The organism is uncultured Senegalimassilia sp. (assembly GCF_934630535.1).
Classification (GTDB): domain Bacteria; phylum Actinomycetota; class Coriobacteriia; order Coriobacteriales; family Eggerthellaceae; genus Senegalimassilia.
In genome coordinates, this window is record NZ_CAKTVU010000004.1 from 36,047 (window position 1) to 52,203 (window position 16,157).

The 16,157-nt window shown below is 63.7% G+C and carries 15 protein-coding genes and 1 tRNA gene; 15 read left to right on the top strand and 1 reads right to left on the bottom strand.

What is annotated here, in order from left to right; all coding sequences use genetic code 11:
* Nucleotides 1–7: 7 nt before the first annotated feature.
* The gene (locus tag Q0D52_RS03715; protein ID WP_294380237.1) at nucleotides 8–1,237 is read right to left on the bottom strand and encodes an HD domain-containing protein; all 1,230 of its coding nucleotides are present in this window, start codon (nucleotides 1,235–1,237) and stop codon (nucleotides 8–10) included.
* Between the two features lie 170 nt (nucleotides 1,238–1,407).
* Here Q0D52_RS03715 and dnaG point away from each other — a divergent pair, with 170 nt between their 5' ends.
* The 15 genes from dnaG (at nucleotide 1,408) to Q0D52_RS03790 (ending at nucleotide 16,139) form a co-directional block, all read left to right on the top strand.
* A complete protein-coding gene (gene dnaG, locus Q0D52_RS03720) occupies nucleotides 1,408–3,282 on the top strand; it encodes a DNA primase (RefSeq protein ID WP_294380239.1) in 1,875 nt (624 codons plus the stop codon).
* A 218-nt stretch (nucleotides 3,283–3,500) separates the two neighbouring features.
* On the top strand, nucleotides 3,501–4,034 hold the full coding sequence (gene def, locus Q0D52_RS03725) for a peptide deformylase (protein WP_294164031.1): 534 nt from the start codon (nucleotides 3,501–3,503) through the stop codon (nucleotides 4,032–4,034).
* A 5-nt stretch (nucleotides 4,035–4,039) separates the two neighbouring features.
* A complete protein-coding gene (fmt, locus tag Q0D52_RS03730) occupies nucleotides 4,040–4,996 on the top strand; it encodes a methionyl-tRNA formyltransferase (protein ID WP_294380241.1) in 957 nt (318 codons plus the stop codon).
* Nucleotides 4,989–6,947 carry a transcription antitermination factor NusB gene (locus Q0D52_RS03735; protein WP_294380242.1) on the top strand — a complete coding sequence of 653 codons (1,959 nt, stop codon included), beginning with the start codon at nucleotides 4,989–4,991 and terminating at the stop codon, nucleotides 6,945–6,947. The genes fmt and Q0D52_RS03735 overlap by 8 nt, the downstream gene beginning before the upstream one ends.
* Nucleotides 6,948–7,075: 128 nt before the next feature.
* Nucleotides 7,076–7,657, top strand: coding sequence for a helix-turn-helix domain-containing protein (locus Q0D52_RS03740; RefSeq protein WP_294380244.1), 582 nt, complete (start codon nucleotides 7,076–7,078; stop codon nucleotides 7,655–7,657).
* Nucleotides 7,658–7,763: 106 nt separating this feature from the next.
* On the top strand, nucleotides 7,764–9,557 hold the full coding sequence (locus tag Q0D52_RS03745) for an AMP-binding protein (protein ID WP_294361113.1): 1,794 nt from the start codon (nucleotides 7,764–7,766) through the stop codon (nucleotides 9,555–9,557).
* Between the two features lie 8 nt (nucleotides 9,558–9,565).
* Nucleotides 9,566–10,258 (top strand): hypothetical protein, encoded by a 693-nt coding sequence (locus Q0D52_RS03750; RefSeq protein WP_294361112.1) that lies wholly within the window; start codon nucleotides 9,566–9,568, stop codon nucleotides 10,256–10,258.
* Between the two features lie 126 nt (nucleotides 10,259–10,384).
* On the top strand, nucleotides 10,385–10,591 hold the full coding sequence (locus tag Q0D52_RS03755; RefSeq protein ID WP_042434027.1) for a 4Fe-4S binding protein: 207 nt from the start codon (nucleotides 10,385–10,387) through the stop codon (nucleotides 10,589–10,591).
* The gene (locus tag Q0D52_RS03760; protein ID WP_294361111.1) at nucleotides 10,591–11,658 is read left to right on the top strand and encodes a 3-methyl-2-oxobutanoate dehydrogenase subunit VorB; all 1,068 of its coding nucleotides are present in this window, start codon (nucleotides 10,591–10,593) and stop codon (nucleotides 11,656–11,658) included. The genes Q0D52_RS03755 and Q0D52_RS03760 overlap by 1 nt, the downstream gene beginning before the upstream one ends.
* Nucleotide 11,659: 1 nt before the next feature.
* Complete coding sequence (locus Q0D52_RS03765) at nucleotides 11,660–12,523, top strand: thiamine pyrophosphate-dependent enzyme (protein ID WP_294361110.1); 864 nt, start codon at nucleotides 11,660–11,662, stop codon at nucleotides 12,521–12,523.
* Nucleotides 12,520–13,065, top strand: coding sequence for a 2-oxoacid:acceptor oxidoreductase family protein (locus tag Q0D52_RS03770; RefSeq protein WP_294361109.1), 546 nt, complete (start codon nucleotides 12,520–12,522; stop codon nucleotides 13,063–13,065). Before Q0D52_RS03765 ends, Q0D52_RS03770 begins: the two co-directional genes overlap by 4 nt.
* Nucleotides 13,066–13,301: 236 nt before the next feature.
* Nucleotides 13,302–14,051, top strand: coding sequence for a DUF4352 domain-containing protein (locus Q0D52_RS03775; RefSeq protein ID WP_294380246.1), 750 nt, complete (start codon nucleotides 13,302–13,304; stop codon nucleotides 14,049–14,051).
* A 118-nt stretch (nucleotides 14,052–14,169) separates the two neighbouring features.
* The gene (locus Q0D52_RS03780; protein WP_294380248.1) at nucleotides 14,170–14,592 is read left to right on the top strand and encodes a helix-turn-helix transcriptional regulator; all 423 of its coding nucleotides are present in this window, start codon (nucleotides 14,170–14,172) and stop codon (nucleotides 14,590–14,592) included.
* 84 nt (nucleotides 14,593–14,676) lie between these two features.
* Entirely contained in the window at nucleotides 14,677–15,939 is a 1,263-nt protein-coding gene (locus tag Q0D52_RS03785; RefSeq protein WP_294380250.1) for a serine/threonine-protein kinase, read from the top strand.
* 103 nt (nucleotides 15,940–16,042) lie between these two features.
* Nucleotides 16,043–16,139: transfer RNA gene (locus Q0D52_RS03790), tRNA-Sec, on the top strand.
* The last annotated feature ends 18 nt before the right edge of the window (nucleotides 16,140–16,157 follow it).

The window sequence follows — 16,157 nt, forward strand, 5'->3', positions numbered from 1 at the left end:
GTCTCCTTTACAATCGGGGAAGGTCGGCGCAGTAGCCTCGCGCCAGGATGTGTTTGCCGCTGTCGGGGAACAGGTAGCGGTACAGCTCCATGAAATAGCGATCGGTCATGGATGCCATGTAGTCCACCACCACCTGATTGCGGTTGGTATGCGTGAGGTAGCCCTCGACGGTGATGCTGCGCGACTTCGCCGCCAGCTGTTTTGCGTGATGCAACACGACCGGTGACCGCTCGTCACCGGTCGTGACATCGGTCAAAAGCCTGTCGTACATGTCCTCGAACATCTCGCCGACGGCGTTTCCGCTTCCTGCGCGCCATCCTTCGCAATCGTAGATGCGTTCGTAGTTCTGCTGTTTTGCGCGCTTGACGTCTTCAAACACTTCCCGGCTCATGCGGATGTCGTCCTGCCCGAAGCTGTGGTTGACCACGTCGACGGTGATATTGTTGATGATGCGCGCATTGTCGCGCCCGATGATTTCGGTCTCGAAGCCGTCAAGGGATGGCAGCACGCCCATAGCGATGGCATCGTCGCGGTCTTTGCCCAGGTAGGCGATCATGTCGGCCAGGCGGACCACGCATCCTTCGAGGGTGGAGGGTCGCAGGCGCTTGATGGCGGAATCGTCGAGCGTGCATTCCTCGACCAGCCCATCAAGCTGCGTGAACGTTTCCGTGCCGCCTTGGCGAAGCACTTGCTGGGCGAACTCGCCGTTATGGCACAGCGCACCGTCAAGCACCTGCAGGCTGATATTGCGGGGATAGAGGCGGTCCATCACCCGCACGGAATGCACGTTGTGGTGAAAGCAGCGCCCCGTGCGGCTTTGCAGGCACTTCGACAGGAACTTCTCCCCGGCATGGCCGAACGGCGTGTGCCCCAGATCGTGGCCGAGCGCGATGGCCTCGATGAGCTGGCAGTTCAATCCCAGCAGCCGGCCGATGTTGCGCGCGATGCGCCCCACCAGCTGCACGTGCAGCCCGCGACGGCAGATATCGTCGTCCTCCACCAGGCTGAACACCTGCGTTTTGCCCGCATAGCGGTTATAAGCGGGGATGTTCATGATCTTGTCGATGTCGCGCGAGAACGCCGGGCGCGACAGCGTGGCCGCATCGTGGGGGTTGTCCTCGCGTCGGAGCACGCCCTCGTCGGGGAAGCTGCGCGGATGCATGCGCCCGCAGTGCAGGTTCTCGACTATGGCCTTTTCCACATCGGGTTCAAGTTGCAGGTATGCGGGCTCGCTCACGGCGTTTCCTTTCCGCATGTCGAGATGTTACGCGCTTATTGTATCGCACGCGCCGCTCATACGGGAACATAGGTTCTATGCGGTATACTTTACCTGAAAAAGCAAAGCGGCCCGCCAACGCGCGGCCGGCATCAGGCATACAGGCACAAGGCGGGGGTTCGGTCACATCCATGGCGATCAGCGATGAGGATATCCAAAAGGTTCGCGAGGCCAGCGACTTGGTCGCCATCATGGGCGAGACGGGCCCGGTCAAGCAGCGCGGCCGCGATTTCTGGCTGTGCTGCCCCTTTCACAACGAGAAAACCCCGTCGTGCAAGATAGACCCGGCGCTGCAGCTGTGGCATTGCTTCGGCTGCGGGGAAGGCGGCGACGTGTTCGCCTTCATCATGAAGTCCCAGGACCTGTCGTTTCCCGAGGCCGTGCGTTACCTGGCCGAGCGCGCTCACATCGACATCGCAGATGATCAGGGCAAACGTGGGCCCGGCATGGGGCAGGGCGCCAAGGCGCGACTGCGCGCCGTGTGCGCGGAGGCGGCGGAGTTCTTCCATACGCAGCTCATGCGCAGCAAAAGCCCGCAGGCCGGCGCCGCGCGCGCATACCTGTCGCAGCGCGGCCTTGGCGGCGATATCCCGAAAACCTGGATGCTCGGATTCGCGCCCGGCCAAGGCACGCTTGTGCGCCACTTGGCTTCGAAGGGTTTCGAATCCACCGAGATGATCCAGGCCAATGTGGCCGTCGTCGGCTCGGATGGGCGCGTGCGCGACCGATTCTTCAATCGCGTGATGTTCCCCATCAAAGACGAGCAAGGGCAGTGCATAGCCTTCGGCGGGCGCGTGATCGGCAAGGGCGAGCCGAAATACCTTAACAGCCAGGAAACGCCGCTGTTCCACAAGGGCCGCATGCTCTATGCGCTTGACAAGGCGAAGGCGGCCATGGCGTCCACGGGCGTGGCCGTGGTATCGGAGGGTTATACCGACGTCATCGCCATGCACGAGGCCGGCATCCGCAACGCGGTCGCCACGTTGGGCACGGCGCTCACGCGCACGCATATCCGCGTGCTCTCGCGTCATGCGCGCAAACGCATCGTGTACCTGTTCGACGGCGACGCCGCAGGCCAGCGAGCCGCAGATCGCGCCTTGCAGTTCATCGACTCCTCCATGACGCCCGAGGCAGGCGCCGCGCGCATCGACCTGTTCGCCGTCACGCTGCCCGACAACCTCGACCCCGCCGAGTTCATCGCCGCTCACGGCGGCCGTGAGCTGCAGGCCCTGATCGACCAGGCGAAGCCCTTGCTGGAATACGGCATCGATCGAAGGCTGGGGAACTGGGACCTTTCTCGTGCCGAAGGGCGCTCGGCCGCCGTGGCCGATGCGCTCAGCGTGTTGGCGCCCATCAAGGATTCGCTGCTCGCCAAGGATTACGCGCGCCAGATCGCCAGCCGCGCCCGTGCCGATGAGAACGACGTGTTGGGGCAGTTGGCGGACCTCAAACCCCCGCGCATCTTCGATGCGGAGGAAACCGCCGGCGGCCACGCCGGCAACGCCGCCCCCGCGGCGCCCGTCCGGCGCAAGCTGCCCAAGTCCGAGATGAACCGGCGCAGGTTCGAGCGCCAGCTTTTGGCGCTGTGCGCCGCGCGCACCGACCTGGCCTTGGCCCACGCCGATGCGCTCGCCTCGGTGCAGTGGCACGACCCGGCATGCGCTGCCGTGTCCGCCAGCATGCTCGACACCTTGACCGCGGACCCCGCCGCCTTGCCGGCGGCCATCGTGGGCGCGGCGAGCATGGCCGAACCGCGTGCAGCCGGCTTCCTGACAAGGGGCGTTCCCGAATCGGCGGTGCCCGAGGACTTGGCGGCGTTTCTGGTGGAGGAGCTTTCCATCGGCGATACGGAGGAGGCTATCTCGGCCATGCGCGCGCAGATGTCGGCCCCCGCTTCCATGCCGCCCGAGGACTATGAGCTTCTGTTCGAGACCGTTGCCGCCATGCAGCGCGAGCTGACCGCCCGCAAAAGGGCGCACGCCGAAAGCGCAACCTCTAGCAGGTAGGGGTTGCGCCCTTCCCGGCGTCGTGCTCGCATGGTGCCGCCATCTTGCTCGGCCGTCTTCGGCGAACCGCCGTTCCCATTCATGCCGAGCAGGGGTTTTGTGGAACTTTGCGCCCGCAGGGGCGTTAGCTGCGCGTGCATGTCACAATAATCGGATTAGAAAGGCGGGCGTTCAGCGCACCCGCCGCCAACCAAACCAACCCGCAAAAGGAAATGCATATGCTTTCAATCGTGCAATCGCCCGACCCGCTGCTCAACACGGTATGCGAGCCCTGCGATTTCAATGACAAGAGCCTCAAGCGCCTGGCCAAGCAGATGGCCCATGTCATGTATAAGAACGCCGGTTGCGGCCTTGCCGCGCCCCAGGTCGGCGTGCTCAAGCGTCTCGTGGTCATCGATTGCGACCAGGAGGACGGCGTCCGCGAGCCCATCGTCATGCTCAACCCCGTGATCGTCGCGCGTGAGGGCGAGCCGGTCGCCGAGGAAGAGGGCTGCCTTTCCATTCCCGGCATCTCCGTGCCCATCGCGCGCCCGCCGTTCGCCCGCTGCCGTTACTACGACCTTGACGGCCAGCTTTGGGAGATCGAGGGCGACGGGCTGCTCGGCCGCTGCCTGCAGCACGAGACCGACCACCTTGACGGCGTCACCATGTTCGAGCGCGCCGAGCCGATGGCCCGTCTGAAGGCCCTTGAGGATTACGAGCGCGCCCTGGCCGCCGGTGCGCGCCCCGGCGAGACTTCGGTGGAGGCGTAAGGGGCATGCGCATCGTATTCATGGGCACGCCCGACTTCGCCGCATCGGTGCTCTCCGAGCTTGCCTCGCAGCATGACGTGGTGGCCGTCTACACGCGCCCCGACGCCGTGCGCGGCCGTGGCAAGCAGCTGGTTCCCAGCCCGGTGAAGGCCGAGGCGTGCGAGCGCGGCATCCCCGTGTTCACGCCGAAAACGCTGCGCGACGCCGCCGAGCAGCAGGCGCTCGCGGCGCTCGAGCCCGACGTCATCTGCGTAGCAGCTTACGGCATGCTGCTGCCGGCCGAGGTGCTGTCCATCCCCAAGCATGGTTGCTTGAACGTGCACGCCTCCCTGCTGCCGCGCTGGCGTGGCGCCGCCCCCATCGAGCGCGCCATCTTATCCGGCGACGAGGAGGCCGGCGTGTGCATCATGCGCATGGAGGAAGGGCTCGACACGGGCGACTATTGCGTATGCCGCTCGCTCGAGGTGGGCGACAAGAACGTGGCCCTGCTCACCGATCTGCTCGCCGACCTGGGCGCGCATGCGCTGCTCACGGCGCTTTCGCAGCTGGAGGCGGGGTGCATCCGCTGGACGCGCCAGGACGCCGAGCACGTTACTTACGCTGAGAAGATCGGCAAGGACGAGCTTGCGCTCAGCCCTGCCGATACGGTGGAGCAGGCGTGCCGCAAGGTGCGCGCATCAAGCGCAGCCCATCCGGCGCATGCGATCGTCGCGGGCAAGGACATCACCGTGCTTGCTGCGCAACCGGCGCCAGCCGAACAGGCGGATGCGGCATGCGCGGGCATGGAGCCCGGCAGCGTGCGATTCGTTGCCAAGCGCCTGTACCTGGGCGCGGCAGATAGTGCGATCGAGCTTATGGAAGTGAAACCCGCCGGCAAGGCGGCTATGGCGGCAAAGGCGTTTGCCGCAGGCATTCAGGGAATCAAGGAAAACACCAAGACTTGGGAGGGCCCGCGTGGCTGATCAGCAGAACAACGAAGGCGCGCCGCGTCAGCGCCGTGAAGGCGGCAACGGCGGTTATCGAAAGGGCGGCCAGCACGGCGGCTTTGGCAATCGTCAGGGCGGTCCGCGCCGCGATGGCGGCAAGGGCGGTTTCGGCGGTCGCGACGATCGTCGCGGCGGGAATCGCGGGCAGGGTGGCCGTGACGGCCAGCGCCGTGATGGCGGTAAGGGCGGATATCGCGGGCGCGATGGCGAGAAGCGCGACTTCCGCGGCAACGGCGGGCGCGATGGCGAGAAGCGCGAGTATCGCGGTAACGGCGGGCGCGACGATCGTCGCGGCGGTTACAAGGGCGATCGCGGCCCGAAGCGCGACTTCAAGCGCGACGGCAAGCCCGAGTTCAAGCGCGAAGGCGCCGAGGGCGGTCAGCGTCCCGAGGGAGCTCAGCATGCCGGCGGCGATCGCCCCGTGCGCGAGCCGAAGCCCGATTTCCGCGGCCGCAACACCGCCCGCGACCCGCGCCGCAAGCCCGAGCAGGGCGGCCAGGGCGCTCCGCGCGGCGAGAAGGGCGGCTTCCGCGGTTCGGCCAAGCCGGCACGTCCGCGCCGCAAGTCCAACGCCACGCCCGCCCGCTTGGCGGCGCTCGACGTGGTGCGCACCGTCCGCGAGCGCAACGCGTTCGCGCAGGACGTCATCGCCCAGGTGATCGACAAGTCCACCATGTCCGTGGAAGACCGCGCGTTCGCCACGCTGCTCGCCCTTGGCACGGTAAGCGCCCGCGGCACGCTCGACGAGATCATCGACCGCGCGCTCGACACGCCCGAGGACATCTTCCGCGAGACGCGCGACGCGCTGCAGATCTCCACGTACGAGCTTATCTTCCTTGGCAAGGAAGCCCATGCGGCCGTCGACCAGGGCGTGGAAATGGTGAAGTCGTTCAGCCCGGGCCCTGCGGCACGCGTGGCCAACGCCGTGCTGCACAAGATCGTGCGCCTGCGCATCGATTTCCCGTTCGGCAACCCGGCAACCGACCTTGATGCGCTCGCCCGCACCCAGGCGTTCCCCACGTGGATGGCCAAAAAGCTCATGGAGGAGATGGGCCCGCAGGCCGCCATCGAGTTCATGCGCGCATCCAATGAGCAGGCCCCGCTGTACGTGGCCGTCAACGCCTGCAAGGTGGACGACGAGCACGTGCTCAAGGCCTTCGAGCGCGCGGAAGAGGAAGTGCAGCCGGTGGCCCTTGGCGACATGAACGTGCAGGGCTGCCTGCGCGTGCCGGAAAGCCGTGCGCTGTTGGTCCCCGCGCTTGCGCGCCAGCTCGACCAGGGCAAGATCTTGGTCTCCGACGCTGCTGCGCAGATGGTGGCCGCCAACGTGCTGCCCGAAGAGAAGCCCGAAAACGTGCTCGAGATCGGCGCTGGCCGCGCCACGAAGACCATCCTGCTGCAGTCCAACGCCTGCCGCAAGTACGGGTCGCAGATCGAGGAGTACGTCACCATCGACAACCACGCCTACAAGACGCGCCTGCTTGAGAAGCGCGCCGAGCAGTACGGCGTCGTGGTGACCGAGGCCTTCACCGGCAATGCGCTCGAGCTTGACAACATCATGCCCGACCGCATGTTCTCGTTTATCTTCGTGGACGCCCCGTGCTCGGGCATGGGCACGCTTCGCCGCCACCCCGAGATCCGTTGGCGCACGAGCGAGGAGGACCTGGCCGGTTTCGTGGAAACCCAGCTGGGCATGCTCAAGGCCGCGGCGGATCACGTTGCCCCGGGCGGTGCGCTGGCGTATTCCACGTGCACGGTCACGCGCGAGGAGAACGCCGGCGTGGTGAAGGCGTTCTTGGACAGCGAGGAGGGTGCCGACTTCACGCTCGATCAGCTGTGCGGTCGCAACTGCCTTGCAACCCGTCTTGCCCCCGGCTCGTCGGATGCGCACTTCGCCGTGCGCTTCGTTCGCAAGCCGCAGGAATAGCATATGATCCCGTTTCATGCCGGCGAGGGCTTCTTCGCCGGCATGAAACATATTGGAAACAATTTCAAGCGTACTATTTATTTGAAAGTGTGGCATAACGCAAATATATGAGAGGGGGTCAGGTTTACATGGAGCCGAATTATCAAGAGGTGGCGAACAGGATTCGCGCGTTGCGCGAGGATATGGGCCTGACCATGCAGGAGATGGCCGATGCCACCGGCCGCAGCTTGGCCGAGTATCAGGCGCAGGAGTCGGGGGCCGAGGAACTTTCGTTCACCTTCCTGTACAAATGCGCGGCGAACCTGGGCGTCGACCCCATCGAGCTGCTCACCGGCGAAACCCCGCATCTGACGGGCTACACCCTTACGCGTGCAGACGAGGGCCTGGCCGTGAAGCGCCGCAGCGGGCTTGAGTACCTGCACAAGGCCCCGCATTATCGCAACAAGCTGTGCGAACCGTTTTTCGTCACGGCCGATTACCGTCCCGAGCTGCAGGATAAGCCCATCCACCTGTCCTATCACAGCGGGCAGGAGCTTGATTACATCCTGGAAGGCCGCATGCGCTTCCAGTACGAGGAGCACACCGAGGAGCTCGGCCCGGGCGATATGCTGCTCTATGATTCCGGCCGTGGGCACGGCATGATCGCCATCAATGGCGCACCGTGCAAATTCCTGGCTGTCGTTTTGAAGGCGAAGGAAGACATTATCTAGGCAAGCGCCCGCCTAGGGTTGCTTGCCGAAAACCAACCTTCTTATCGACCGCATCGTGCGCGGTCTGGTTCCGCGCACCTAAATTCCAAGGAAGTTCGGCAACATCATGAGAAACATCAATCTGCGTTACTGCGAGGAAACCTATGACGAGCAGGGCGTGCTCACCGATTTCAAGGTGAAGTGCCCGGATACCTTCAACTTCGGCTACGACGTGGTGGACGACATCGCGGAAAACGATCCCGAGCGCCGCGCCATGATGTGGTGCAACCCCGAAGGCGAGGAGCATCTGTTCACCTTTGCCGACATGAAGCGCTGGTCGGATAAAACCGCGAACTACCTTGCCGCGCACGGCGTGGGAAAGGGCGACATGGTCATGGTGATCTTGCGCCGCCATTACCAGTTTTGGTTCGTGGCCACCGCCCTGGCCAAGCTTGGCGCCGTCATGGTTCCGGCCACGTTCATGCTCAAGGAGCATGACCTGGAGTATCGCTTGAACGGCGCTTCCATCAAGGCTGTTATCTGCACGTCCGTCGGCACCATCGCGAACGTGGTGGACAACGTGGTCGACCAGTGCCCCTCCGTCGAGCATCTGTTCCTGGTAAACGGCGCCGGCGGCGGTCTGACCGAACAGGACGCGGATGGCAATTGGCTGGCGTCTGACGGCCCGGTTGGTGCGGTGCTCTCCGGCCCCGAGGGCGTGTGCGCCGTGCCTGCGCAGCGTGCTGGTTGGCACGACTTCAACACCGGCGTGCGCAACGCCGAGGCAAGCTTCGCACGCGTGGAAACCCACGTCGACGACCCTATGCTCATGTACTTCTCCTCCGGCACCTCCGGCAACCCCAAGATGGTGCTGCATGATTCCTATTATGCATTGGCGCACCTGGTCACGGCCAAGCATTGGCACAACGTCAAGCCCGACGGGCTGCATCTGACCATCGCCGACACCGGCTGGGGCAAGGCGGTTTGGGGCAAGTACTACGGTCAGTGGCTTATGGAGGCCTGCGTCCTCACGTACGATTTCGATCGCTTCGATGGCGACGAGATCTTGAACCTGATTCCCCGGTACGGGGTTACCACGTTGTGCTGCCCGCCCACCATGTACCGCATGATGATGCAGGCCGACGTCGATGCCCACGATCTGAGCACGCTTACGTATTGCACCACCGCCGGCGAGGCGCTCAACCCCGATTTGTTCGACTTCTGGAAGGAGCACACGGGGCTGACCATCTTCGAAGGGTTCGGGCAGACCGAGACGCCGCTTACGGTGGCCAACCTCACGCATGCGGTTCCCAAGCCCGGTTCTATGGGCCGTCCGTCGCCTGCGTTCAACATCGAGGTGCAGCGAGGTGACGGCAGCCGTTGCGACGTCGGCGAGACGGGCGAGGTCTGCATCGACGTGCATGAGAAGGCTCCGGGAATCATGTTGGAGTATTACCGCAATCCGGAGAAGACCGAGGCCGCCGTGTTCGATGGCTGGTATCACACCGGCGATACCGCGTGGGTCGATGAGGACGGTTTCTTCTGGTATGTCGGCCGCAACGACGACGTCATCAAGTCGTCGGGTTATCGCATCGGCCCCTTCGAGATCGAAAGCGTGCTGCTCGAGCACGACTCCGTGCGCGAATGCGCCGTCACCGGCGTGCCCGATCCCATGCGCGGCAAGGCGGTGAAGGCCACGGTGGTGCTCGCCGAGGGCTTCGAAGGTTCCGAGGTGCTCGTGCGCGAGCTGCAGCAATGGGTCAAGCAGCGTACGGCCCCGTACAAGTATCCGCGCATCGTGGAGTTCGTCGACGCGCTTCCCAAGACCGTGAACGGCAAGATCCGCCGCGCCGCCATCCGCGAGGCCGATGAAAGCCGGGAAGGCAAGCCGAAGACCAAGGTGCCCGAGGGCTTGGTGTAGGTGAGGCAGTGAACGTGTTCGATGTGAAACGGTTGAAATCGGTCACCGTTATTACGGGGCATTATGGGGTCGGAAAGACCAATCTGGCCATCAACCTAGCCCTTGATGCCTGCTATTCTGGATTTGAGGTGCAAGTTGCCGACCTGGACGTGGTGAACCCGTACTTCCGCAGCAGCGACTACCGAAGCCTTCTTGAAGATGCCGGCGTGCAGGTCATCGCCCCGCGCTATGCGGGGACCACGCTTGATGTGCCCGCCGTATCCGGCCAGGTCTCAGCCGCTTTGGACTGGGCGCGCGCCGAGCAGGGCAGGCTGCTGCTCATCGATGCGGGCGGCGACGATGTGGGCGCCACGGCGCTTGGCAGGTTCGCACGCGTCGTTGGCGAAGGAGACTACGATCTGCTGTACGTGGTCAACCGCAGCCGCAATCTCACCCACGATCCCGCCGAGGCGCTTTCCGTGCTTCGTGAGATCGAGGCGGCAAGCCATCTGCGCGCCACGGCGGTGGCGAACAACACGCACCTCGCCGACTTCACCGATGGGGAAGTGCTTGGCCGCGGCGTTTCGTTCGCGCAGGAGGTTGCCGCATCCGCAGGTTTGCCCCTGGCGTTTACCGCAGTGCCCGCTTCTGCGCTTGAAAATGTCGATGTCCCAGGCGTGCGTTATCCGGTTTCGGTGCATGTGAGAAAACCCTGGGAATAAGGAATGGCGCGTTCCTCGGTGACTCGAGCCGGGGTGGTGCCTGTGCTCGAAACGAGTGCTCGGGGGAGCGTTCGATAACCATATGCCGACCGCCTTGGGGTCGGCTCAGACGAGAAAGGGAGGCTTATGGCAGCGATAACGGTCGATGACGGTTTCTGCAAAGGCTGCGGCCTGTGCGTGGACGCATGTCCGGCGCACATCATAGAGCTTGACCGTTCCCGCATCACGGCGAAGGGCTATCACCCCGCCCGGCTGATCGATGCGTCGAAGTGCACGGGCTGCTGCTCGTGCGCGCTTATGTGCCCTGATGTTGCGATCGAGGTGATGCGCTGATGTCTCAGGAAAAGGTGCTCATGAAGGGCAACGAGGCTATGGCCGAGGCGGCCATCCGCGCCGGATGCCGCTTCTTCTTCGGCTATCCCATCACGCCCCAGACCGAGGTTGCAGCCTACATGGCCAAGCGCATGCCCAAGGAGGGCGGCACGTATCTGCAGGCCGAAAGCGAGATCGCGGCCATCAACATGGTTTACGGCGCGGCTTCGGCAGGCGCGCGCGTCATGACGTCTTCCTCTTCGCCGGGCGTATCGCTCAAGGGCGAGGGCGTTTCTTACATGGCAGGCTCCGACCTTCCCGGCGTGATCGTCAACGTTCAGCGCGGCGGCCCGGGTTTGGGCGGCATCCAGCCCTCCCAGTCCGATTACTGGCAGGCAACCCGCGCCATGGGCCACGGCGATTTCCAGGTGCTCGTGTTCGCGCCTTCCACCGTCCAGGAGATGGCCGATCTGGCATATCTGGCGTTCGAGAAGGCCGATGAGTACCGCATGCCCGCCATGATCCTCTCCGACGGCATGCTCGGCCAGATGATGGAGCCCGTCGTGCTGCCCGAGCGCGTGGAGCAGCTGCCGGAAAAGCCCTGGGCCACCACCGGCCACCAGAACAAGCGCAAGCACAACATCATCGACTCGCTCTACCTTACGGCAGAGGAGCTTGAGGACCTGAACGTCGAGCGTTTCAAGCGCTACGAGATCGTCAAGGCCCGTGAGCAGCGTGCCGAAACGTTCATGTGCGAGGACGCCGAGATCGTGCTCGTGTCCTTCGGCGCCACCGCCCGTATCGCGCACAGTGCCGTGGTCCGCGCCCGTGAAGAGGGCATCAAGGCGGGCCTTTTGCGCCCCATCACGCTTTGGCCGTTCCCTGTGGACGCGATCGAGGGCTGCATGGGCAGCGCTAAGGTGTTCCTGTCGGTTGAGATGAACATGGGCCAGATGGTCGACGACGTCCGCCTGGCGGCCAACGGCCGCGTTCCCGTGGAGTTCTTCGGGCGCACGGGCGGTATCATCCCCACGCCCGACGAGGTGCTGGGCAAGATCCGCGAGCTTGCGGGGAAGGGTGGTGAATAGCATGGCTGAGCAGGTACAAGGCGAAGGCCGCGTGGTGTTCTCGCGTCCGAAGGCGTTGCTGCCCGTGGTCACGAACTACTGCCCGGGCTGCCCGCACGGCATCGTGCATCGTCTGGTGTCCGAGGTCATCGACGAGCTTGATATCGAGGGCCGCACCGTCGGCGTCGCGCCGGTCGGCTGCGCCGTCACCTCGCCCGATTTCTTCGGCTGCGATATGATCGAGGCCGCGCATGGCCGCGCCCCGGCGGTTGCCACGGGCGTCAAGCGCGTGCTGCCGAACAACGTGGTGTTCGCCTACCAGGGCGATGGCGACCTTGCCTCAATCGGCATGGCCGAAACCGTTCACGCGGCAACGCGCGGCGAGCATATCACCATCATCTTCATCAACAACGCCATCTACGGCATGACCGGCGGGCAGATGGCCCCTACCAGCTTGCCGAATCAGGTCACGCAGACCAGCCCCTACGGCCGCGACGTTTCCACCGCCGGTTATCCGGTGCGCGTTTGCGAGCTGCTGAGCAGCCTTGACGGCCCGGCTTACCTGGAGCGCGTGACCGTCGACACGCCCAAGCACGTGCGCCAGGCCAAGCGCGCCATCAAGAAGGCGTTCCAGAACCAGATCGACGGGATCGGCTACTCGCTGGTGGAAGTGGTGTCCACATGTCCCACGAACTGGGGTCTGACGCCGCAGGACAGCTTCGAGTGGATGCGCGAGAACATGCTGCCGTACTATCCGCTGGGCGTGTACCGCGATGTGGTGGCCGACGGTTTCGCCGATGCGGCGCAGGCTGCTGCCGCGCGCAACGCCGATTGCCCGGTCGCCCATCCTGAGAAGTTTGCGGAAGCGAAGGAGGGTGCGCGATGAGCGAACCGAAACGTTGCATGCAGGCCGTGCTCGCCGGCTTCGGTGGTCAAGGTATCCTGTTCGCCGGTAGGATCATCGCCGCCGCCGGTCTGTTGGAAGATCGCGAGCTTTCCTGGCTTCCCAGCTACGGGCCCGAGATGCGCGGCGGCACCGCCAACTGCAGCGTGTGCCTCTCCGATGACCCGATCGGCAGCCCGCTTGTGCTCAACCCCGATGTGCTCATCGTTATGAACCAGCCGTCGCTGGACAAGTTCGAGCACAGCGTGCAGCCCGGCGGCCTGGTCATCATCGACAGCACGCTGGTGCCGAACATCCCCGATATGCCTGGTGTGACGGTCTGCTCCGTGCCTGCCACGGCCATCGCCGAGGAAGCGGGCCTGAAGGGCCTGGCCAACGTCATCTTGGTGGGCAAGCTGTTTGCCGAAACGCATTTCTGCAGCGAGGAGACCATCCGCGCTGCGGTGGCCTCGGTCGTTCCTGCTCGCAAGAAGGATAAGCTTGCCGGCAACCTGCGCGCATTGGAGCTGGGCATCGAGGCGTGATTCGCTTGATGTCGCGCGCCGCGGGAGAGCGCAGGCGTAGCTTCAACTGATTCGAAACCCCATCGGTTACCGATTGTGACCGATGGGGTTTCGTCGTGTTCGGAGGCGTGAATCGATCCATTTCGCCGAAAAGGTTTCGGAATCATAGCTGGCAGCTAATGAAATCACCGGGCCCTTTCCCTAGCATTTGAAACGTTTCAGCACGTCAGTGCATCGTTTAGGGAAAGGGAATGCTCATGGAAACCAATAATACGCATGCCGCGGCGGCTCCGCAGTTATCGAAATCGGGGTTGGGAATCGCCGGTTTCGTCCTGGGAATCATCGCCTTGGCCACGTCGTTTCTGCCCATCATCAACAACTTCTCGGCAATGCTTGCCGTTGTCGGGTTCGTGCTTGCGCTTGTGGGCACGATTGCGTGCGTGAAGGGCCGCAAGGCGGGCAAGGGCCTGTCCATTGCCGGCGTGGTCATGAACGTGATCGCCTTCATTGTGGTGCTGGCCACGCAAAGCATGTACAGCTCGGCTATCGACGATGCGCTCTCCGGCACCTCGGTGGCGCCGCAGGCGGCAAGCGAGCAGTCTGCGACAACTGCTCCTGCTTCCGATGACGCCGCCGAGAACGGCCAGGCAGCGGCGGCGGGCAATTCCATCACGGTGAAAAACGGTCTCGTGCTCACGGTCGACGGTGTGGTCACCGGGCTTCAAAACTATGACGGATCGCCCATCACGCAGGTGAGCGTGACCTATCAGAACAACGGCAACAGCCAGGCATCGTTCAATCCTTACGATTGGAAGGCCGAGGATGCCCAAGGCGCCCAGCGCTCGCAAACGTATTACTCTAGTGGCGAGAACGAGCTCAGCTACGGCACCCTTGCCGCGGGCGGCGCGGTTTCCGGTAACCTGTACTTCGAGGGCGACGTGGTGAAGGTGCTGTACGAAAACGCCTTCATCGGCCGCGGTTCGGATGTTTCCTGGGATATCGTCTAGGTATCGCGAAAGGTCGTGCCCATCGGGTCGGGCGGTCGCGCCTGTATCCGATGGGTATTTCTTTGCTACCATGGAATCAAGGAAACGAAAACCGGCGAAGCGCAGAAGGAAGCGGCGAGTGAAAGAACCCATGACCGAGGACCTGCTCAACGAGCTGCTCGAATCGCCCGACCCTGTCGCATTCGCCAGCAAGCATAAGCTTGCATGTCGCAGCCTGCCCGATTATCTCCAGCAGCTGCTCGATGAACGCGGTTTGAAGCGTCCCGAGGTGGTTCGTCAGGCGGGCATCAACCCCACGTTCGGGTATCAGATCTTCGTGGGCCAACGCAACCCCTCGCGTAACAAGCTTCTGCAGCTGGCGTTCGCCATGAAGCTGTCGCTGCGCGAGACGAACCGCGTGTTGCAGGCGGGCGGCTGCAACGAACTGTACTGCAAGAACCGACGCGATGCTATCATCATCTTCTGCATCACCCATGGTGAAACGCTGCAAACCGTCGATGAGCAGCTGTATGCCTTTCACGAGGACACCATCGCCGAATAGCGAGGCGTCTGCGCGTTTGGTGCGGCGGCCCCGTTCGCTGGTCGCCGGCTTCGACGCGTTGGTTCATCTGCTACCATCATCGTTATGAACGAATCCCTGCAACAACATCTTGACAGCCTTGCGCGCGATGAGTGCTATCGCGTCGATGCCGTATTGAAGGAAGGCGCGCTCGAGCGCACGGAACGCGTGTTCTTCGTGGGGGCCAACGGCGCCGAACAGGGCCCCTATGTGCGTAAGATCTTCGATGCCGAATCGGGTTTGGGAGCGGCGTACGGGCGCGTGCTGGCGGCGCAGCGTCGGGGCAAACGGTTCCTGCACCTGCCGCGCATCGTCGACTGCTATTCGCTGGGGGAACAGGATGCGGTGGTGATGGAGTTCGTGGCCGGGCGCACGCTTGCCGACGAGGTCTACGAAACCGGCCCGTCCGTTGATGTGGCGAAACGGCTGTTCCCCGGCATATGCGATGCCATTGCCGAGCTGCATGGCCGTTTCGATCCTCCGCTCATCCATCGCGATATCAAGCCCTCGAACTTCATGGCGGAGGGGGATACGGTCTTGGTGATAGACCTTGGCATCGCCCGCACCTTTGACGAAGATGCCGTGTGCGATACCAGCCATTTCGGCACGCGTGCCTATGCGCCTCCCGAGCAGTTCGGCTATGGGCAGACCGACGTGCGCAGCGATGTGTATGCGCTTGGCATGCTGCTGTTCTATCTGCTGTGCGAGGAGACGCCCGTTCCCGCTACGGTGCAGAAACGCCTGCGCGCCCATGGGGTTCCCGAATCGGTGCGGGATGTGGTCTTCCAGGCCACGGCGTTCGATCCCGCTGACCGCTTCAGGTCGGTGGACGCGATGCGCGCGGCGTTCATGTACGCGGTCGGGCCGGCTGTTTCGGCTGCGGAGCCTTGCGCACCCGCATCGTTCGAGGATAAGGAGCGTGGCGCATTCGAGGCTTTTGCGCACGGCGCAAAAGCCGCCTTGCGGTGGCTGAGGGATTTTTTGCCCGACATCGCGCATCGCCTGCCTGTAGGCGTGGGGGTGGTTTGGGACATCATGCTGGCCGCTTGGGGCGTGTTCATGGGATTCGCATGCGTCGCCTCGGGTATGAACCCGCAAGGGGATATGGCGCGTTTGCCTGCGGCCGCTTGTGCGGTATCGTATGTATGCGTGTGGCTGGCCATGGACTGGCCGATCCCGTTGCTCATCGACACCCGGCCGCTGGAAAAGCTGTTCACGTGGTTTCAGCGGCCTGCGCTCAAGCAGCGGGTGATCGCGGCGGCGGGTATGATGGGCGTCGCGTTGGCCGTGCTCACGCTCATCGGCATCCTGTATTTGCGCGACTCTTAGTATTTGTTACTGCTATCCAACCATTTTTTGGAAATATCGCACCGTTTATCGAATGGGGCCGCATCAGATTACGGTTCGGGTACAATCATTGATGAAATCACGTGGAGATGGATGGGTCCTGGTGGGCCCCGCGGCCTTCAAAGCCGTTGTGAGGCGCGCAGAACGTCTCGGGTGTGTTCGATTCGCACGCGTCTCCGCCATATAAGACGCAAAAGGAG

Coding starts and splice junctions, on each gene's coding strand:
- def (WP_294164031.1), top strand. CDS start 3,501: ATGCTTTCAATCGTGCAATCGCCCGACCCGCTGCTCAACACGGTATGC.
- dnaG (WP_294380239.1), top strand. CDS start 1,408: ATGGCGATCAGCGATGAGGATATCCAAAAGGTTCGCGAGGCCAGCGAC.
- Q0D52_RS03775 (WP_294380246.1), top strand. CDS start 13,302: ATGGAAACCAATAATACGCATGCCGCGGCGGCTCCGCAGTTATCGAAA.
- Q0D52_RS03745 (WP_294361113.1), top strand. CDS start 7,764: ATGAGAAACATCAATCTGCGTTACTGCGAGGAAACCTATGACGAGCAG.
- Q0D52_RS03770 (WP_294361109.1), top strand. CDS start 12,520: ATGAGCGAACCGAAACGTTGCATGCAGGCCGTGCTCGCCGGCTTCGGT.
- Q0D52_RS03755 (WP_042434027.1), top strand. CDS start 10,385: ATGGCAGCGATAACGGTCGATGACGGTTTCTGCAAAGGCTGCGGCCTG.
- Q0D52_RS03740 (WP_294380244.1), top strand. CDS start 7,076: ATGGAGCCGAATTATCAAGAGGTGGCGAACAGGATTCGCGCGTTGCGC.
- Q0D52_RS03765 (WP_294361110.1), top strand. CDS start 11,660: ATGGCTGAGCAGGTACAAGGCGAAGGCCGCGTGGTGTTCTCGCGTCCG.
- Q0D52_RS03760 (WP_294361111.1), top strand. CDS start 10,591: ATGTCTCAGGAAAAGGTGCTCATGAAGGGCAACGAGGCTATGGCCGAG.
- fmt (WP_294380241.1), top strand. CDS start 4,040: ATGCGCATCGTATTCATGGGCACGCCCGACTTCGCCGCATCGGTGCTC.
- Q0D52_RS03785 (WP_294380250.1), top strand. CDS start 14,677: ATGAACGAATCCCTGCAACAACATCTTGACAGCCTTGCGCGCGATGAG.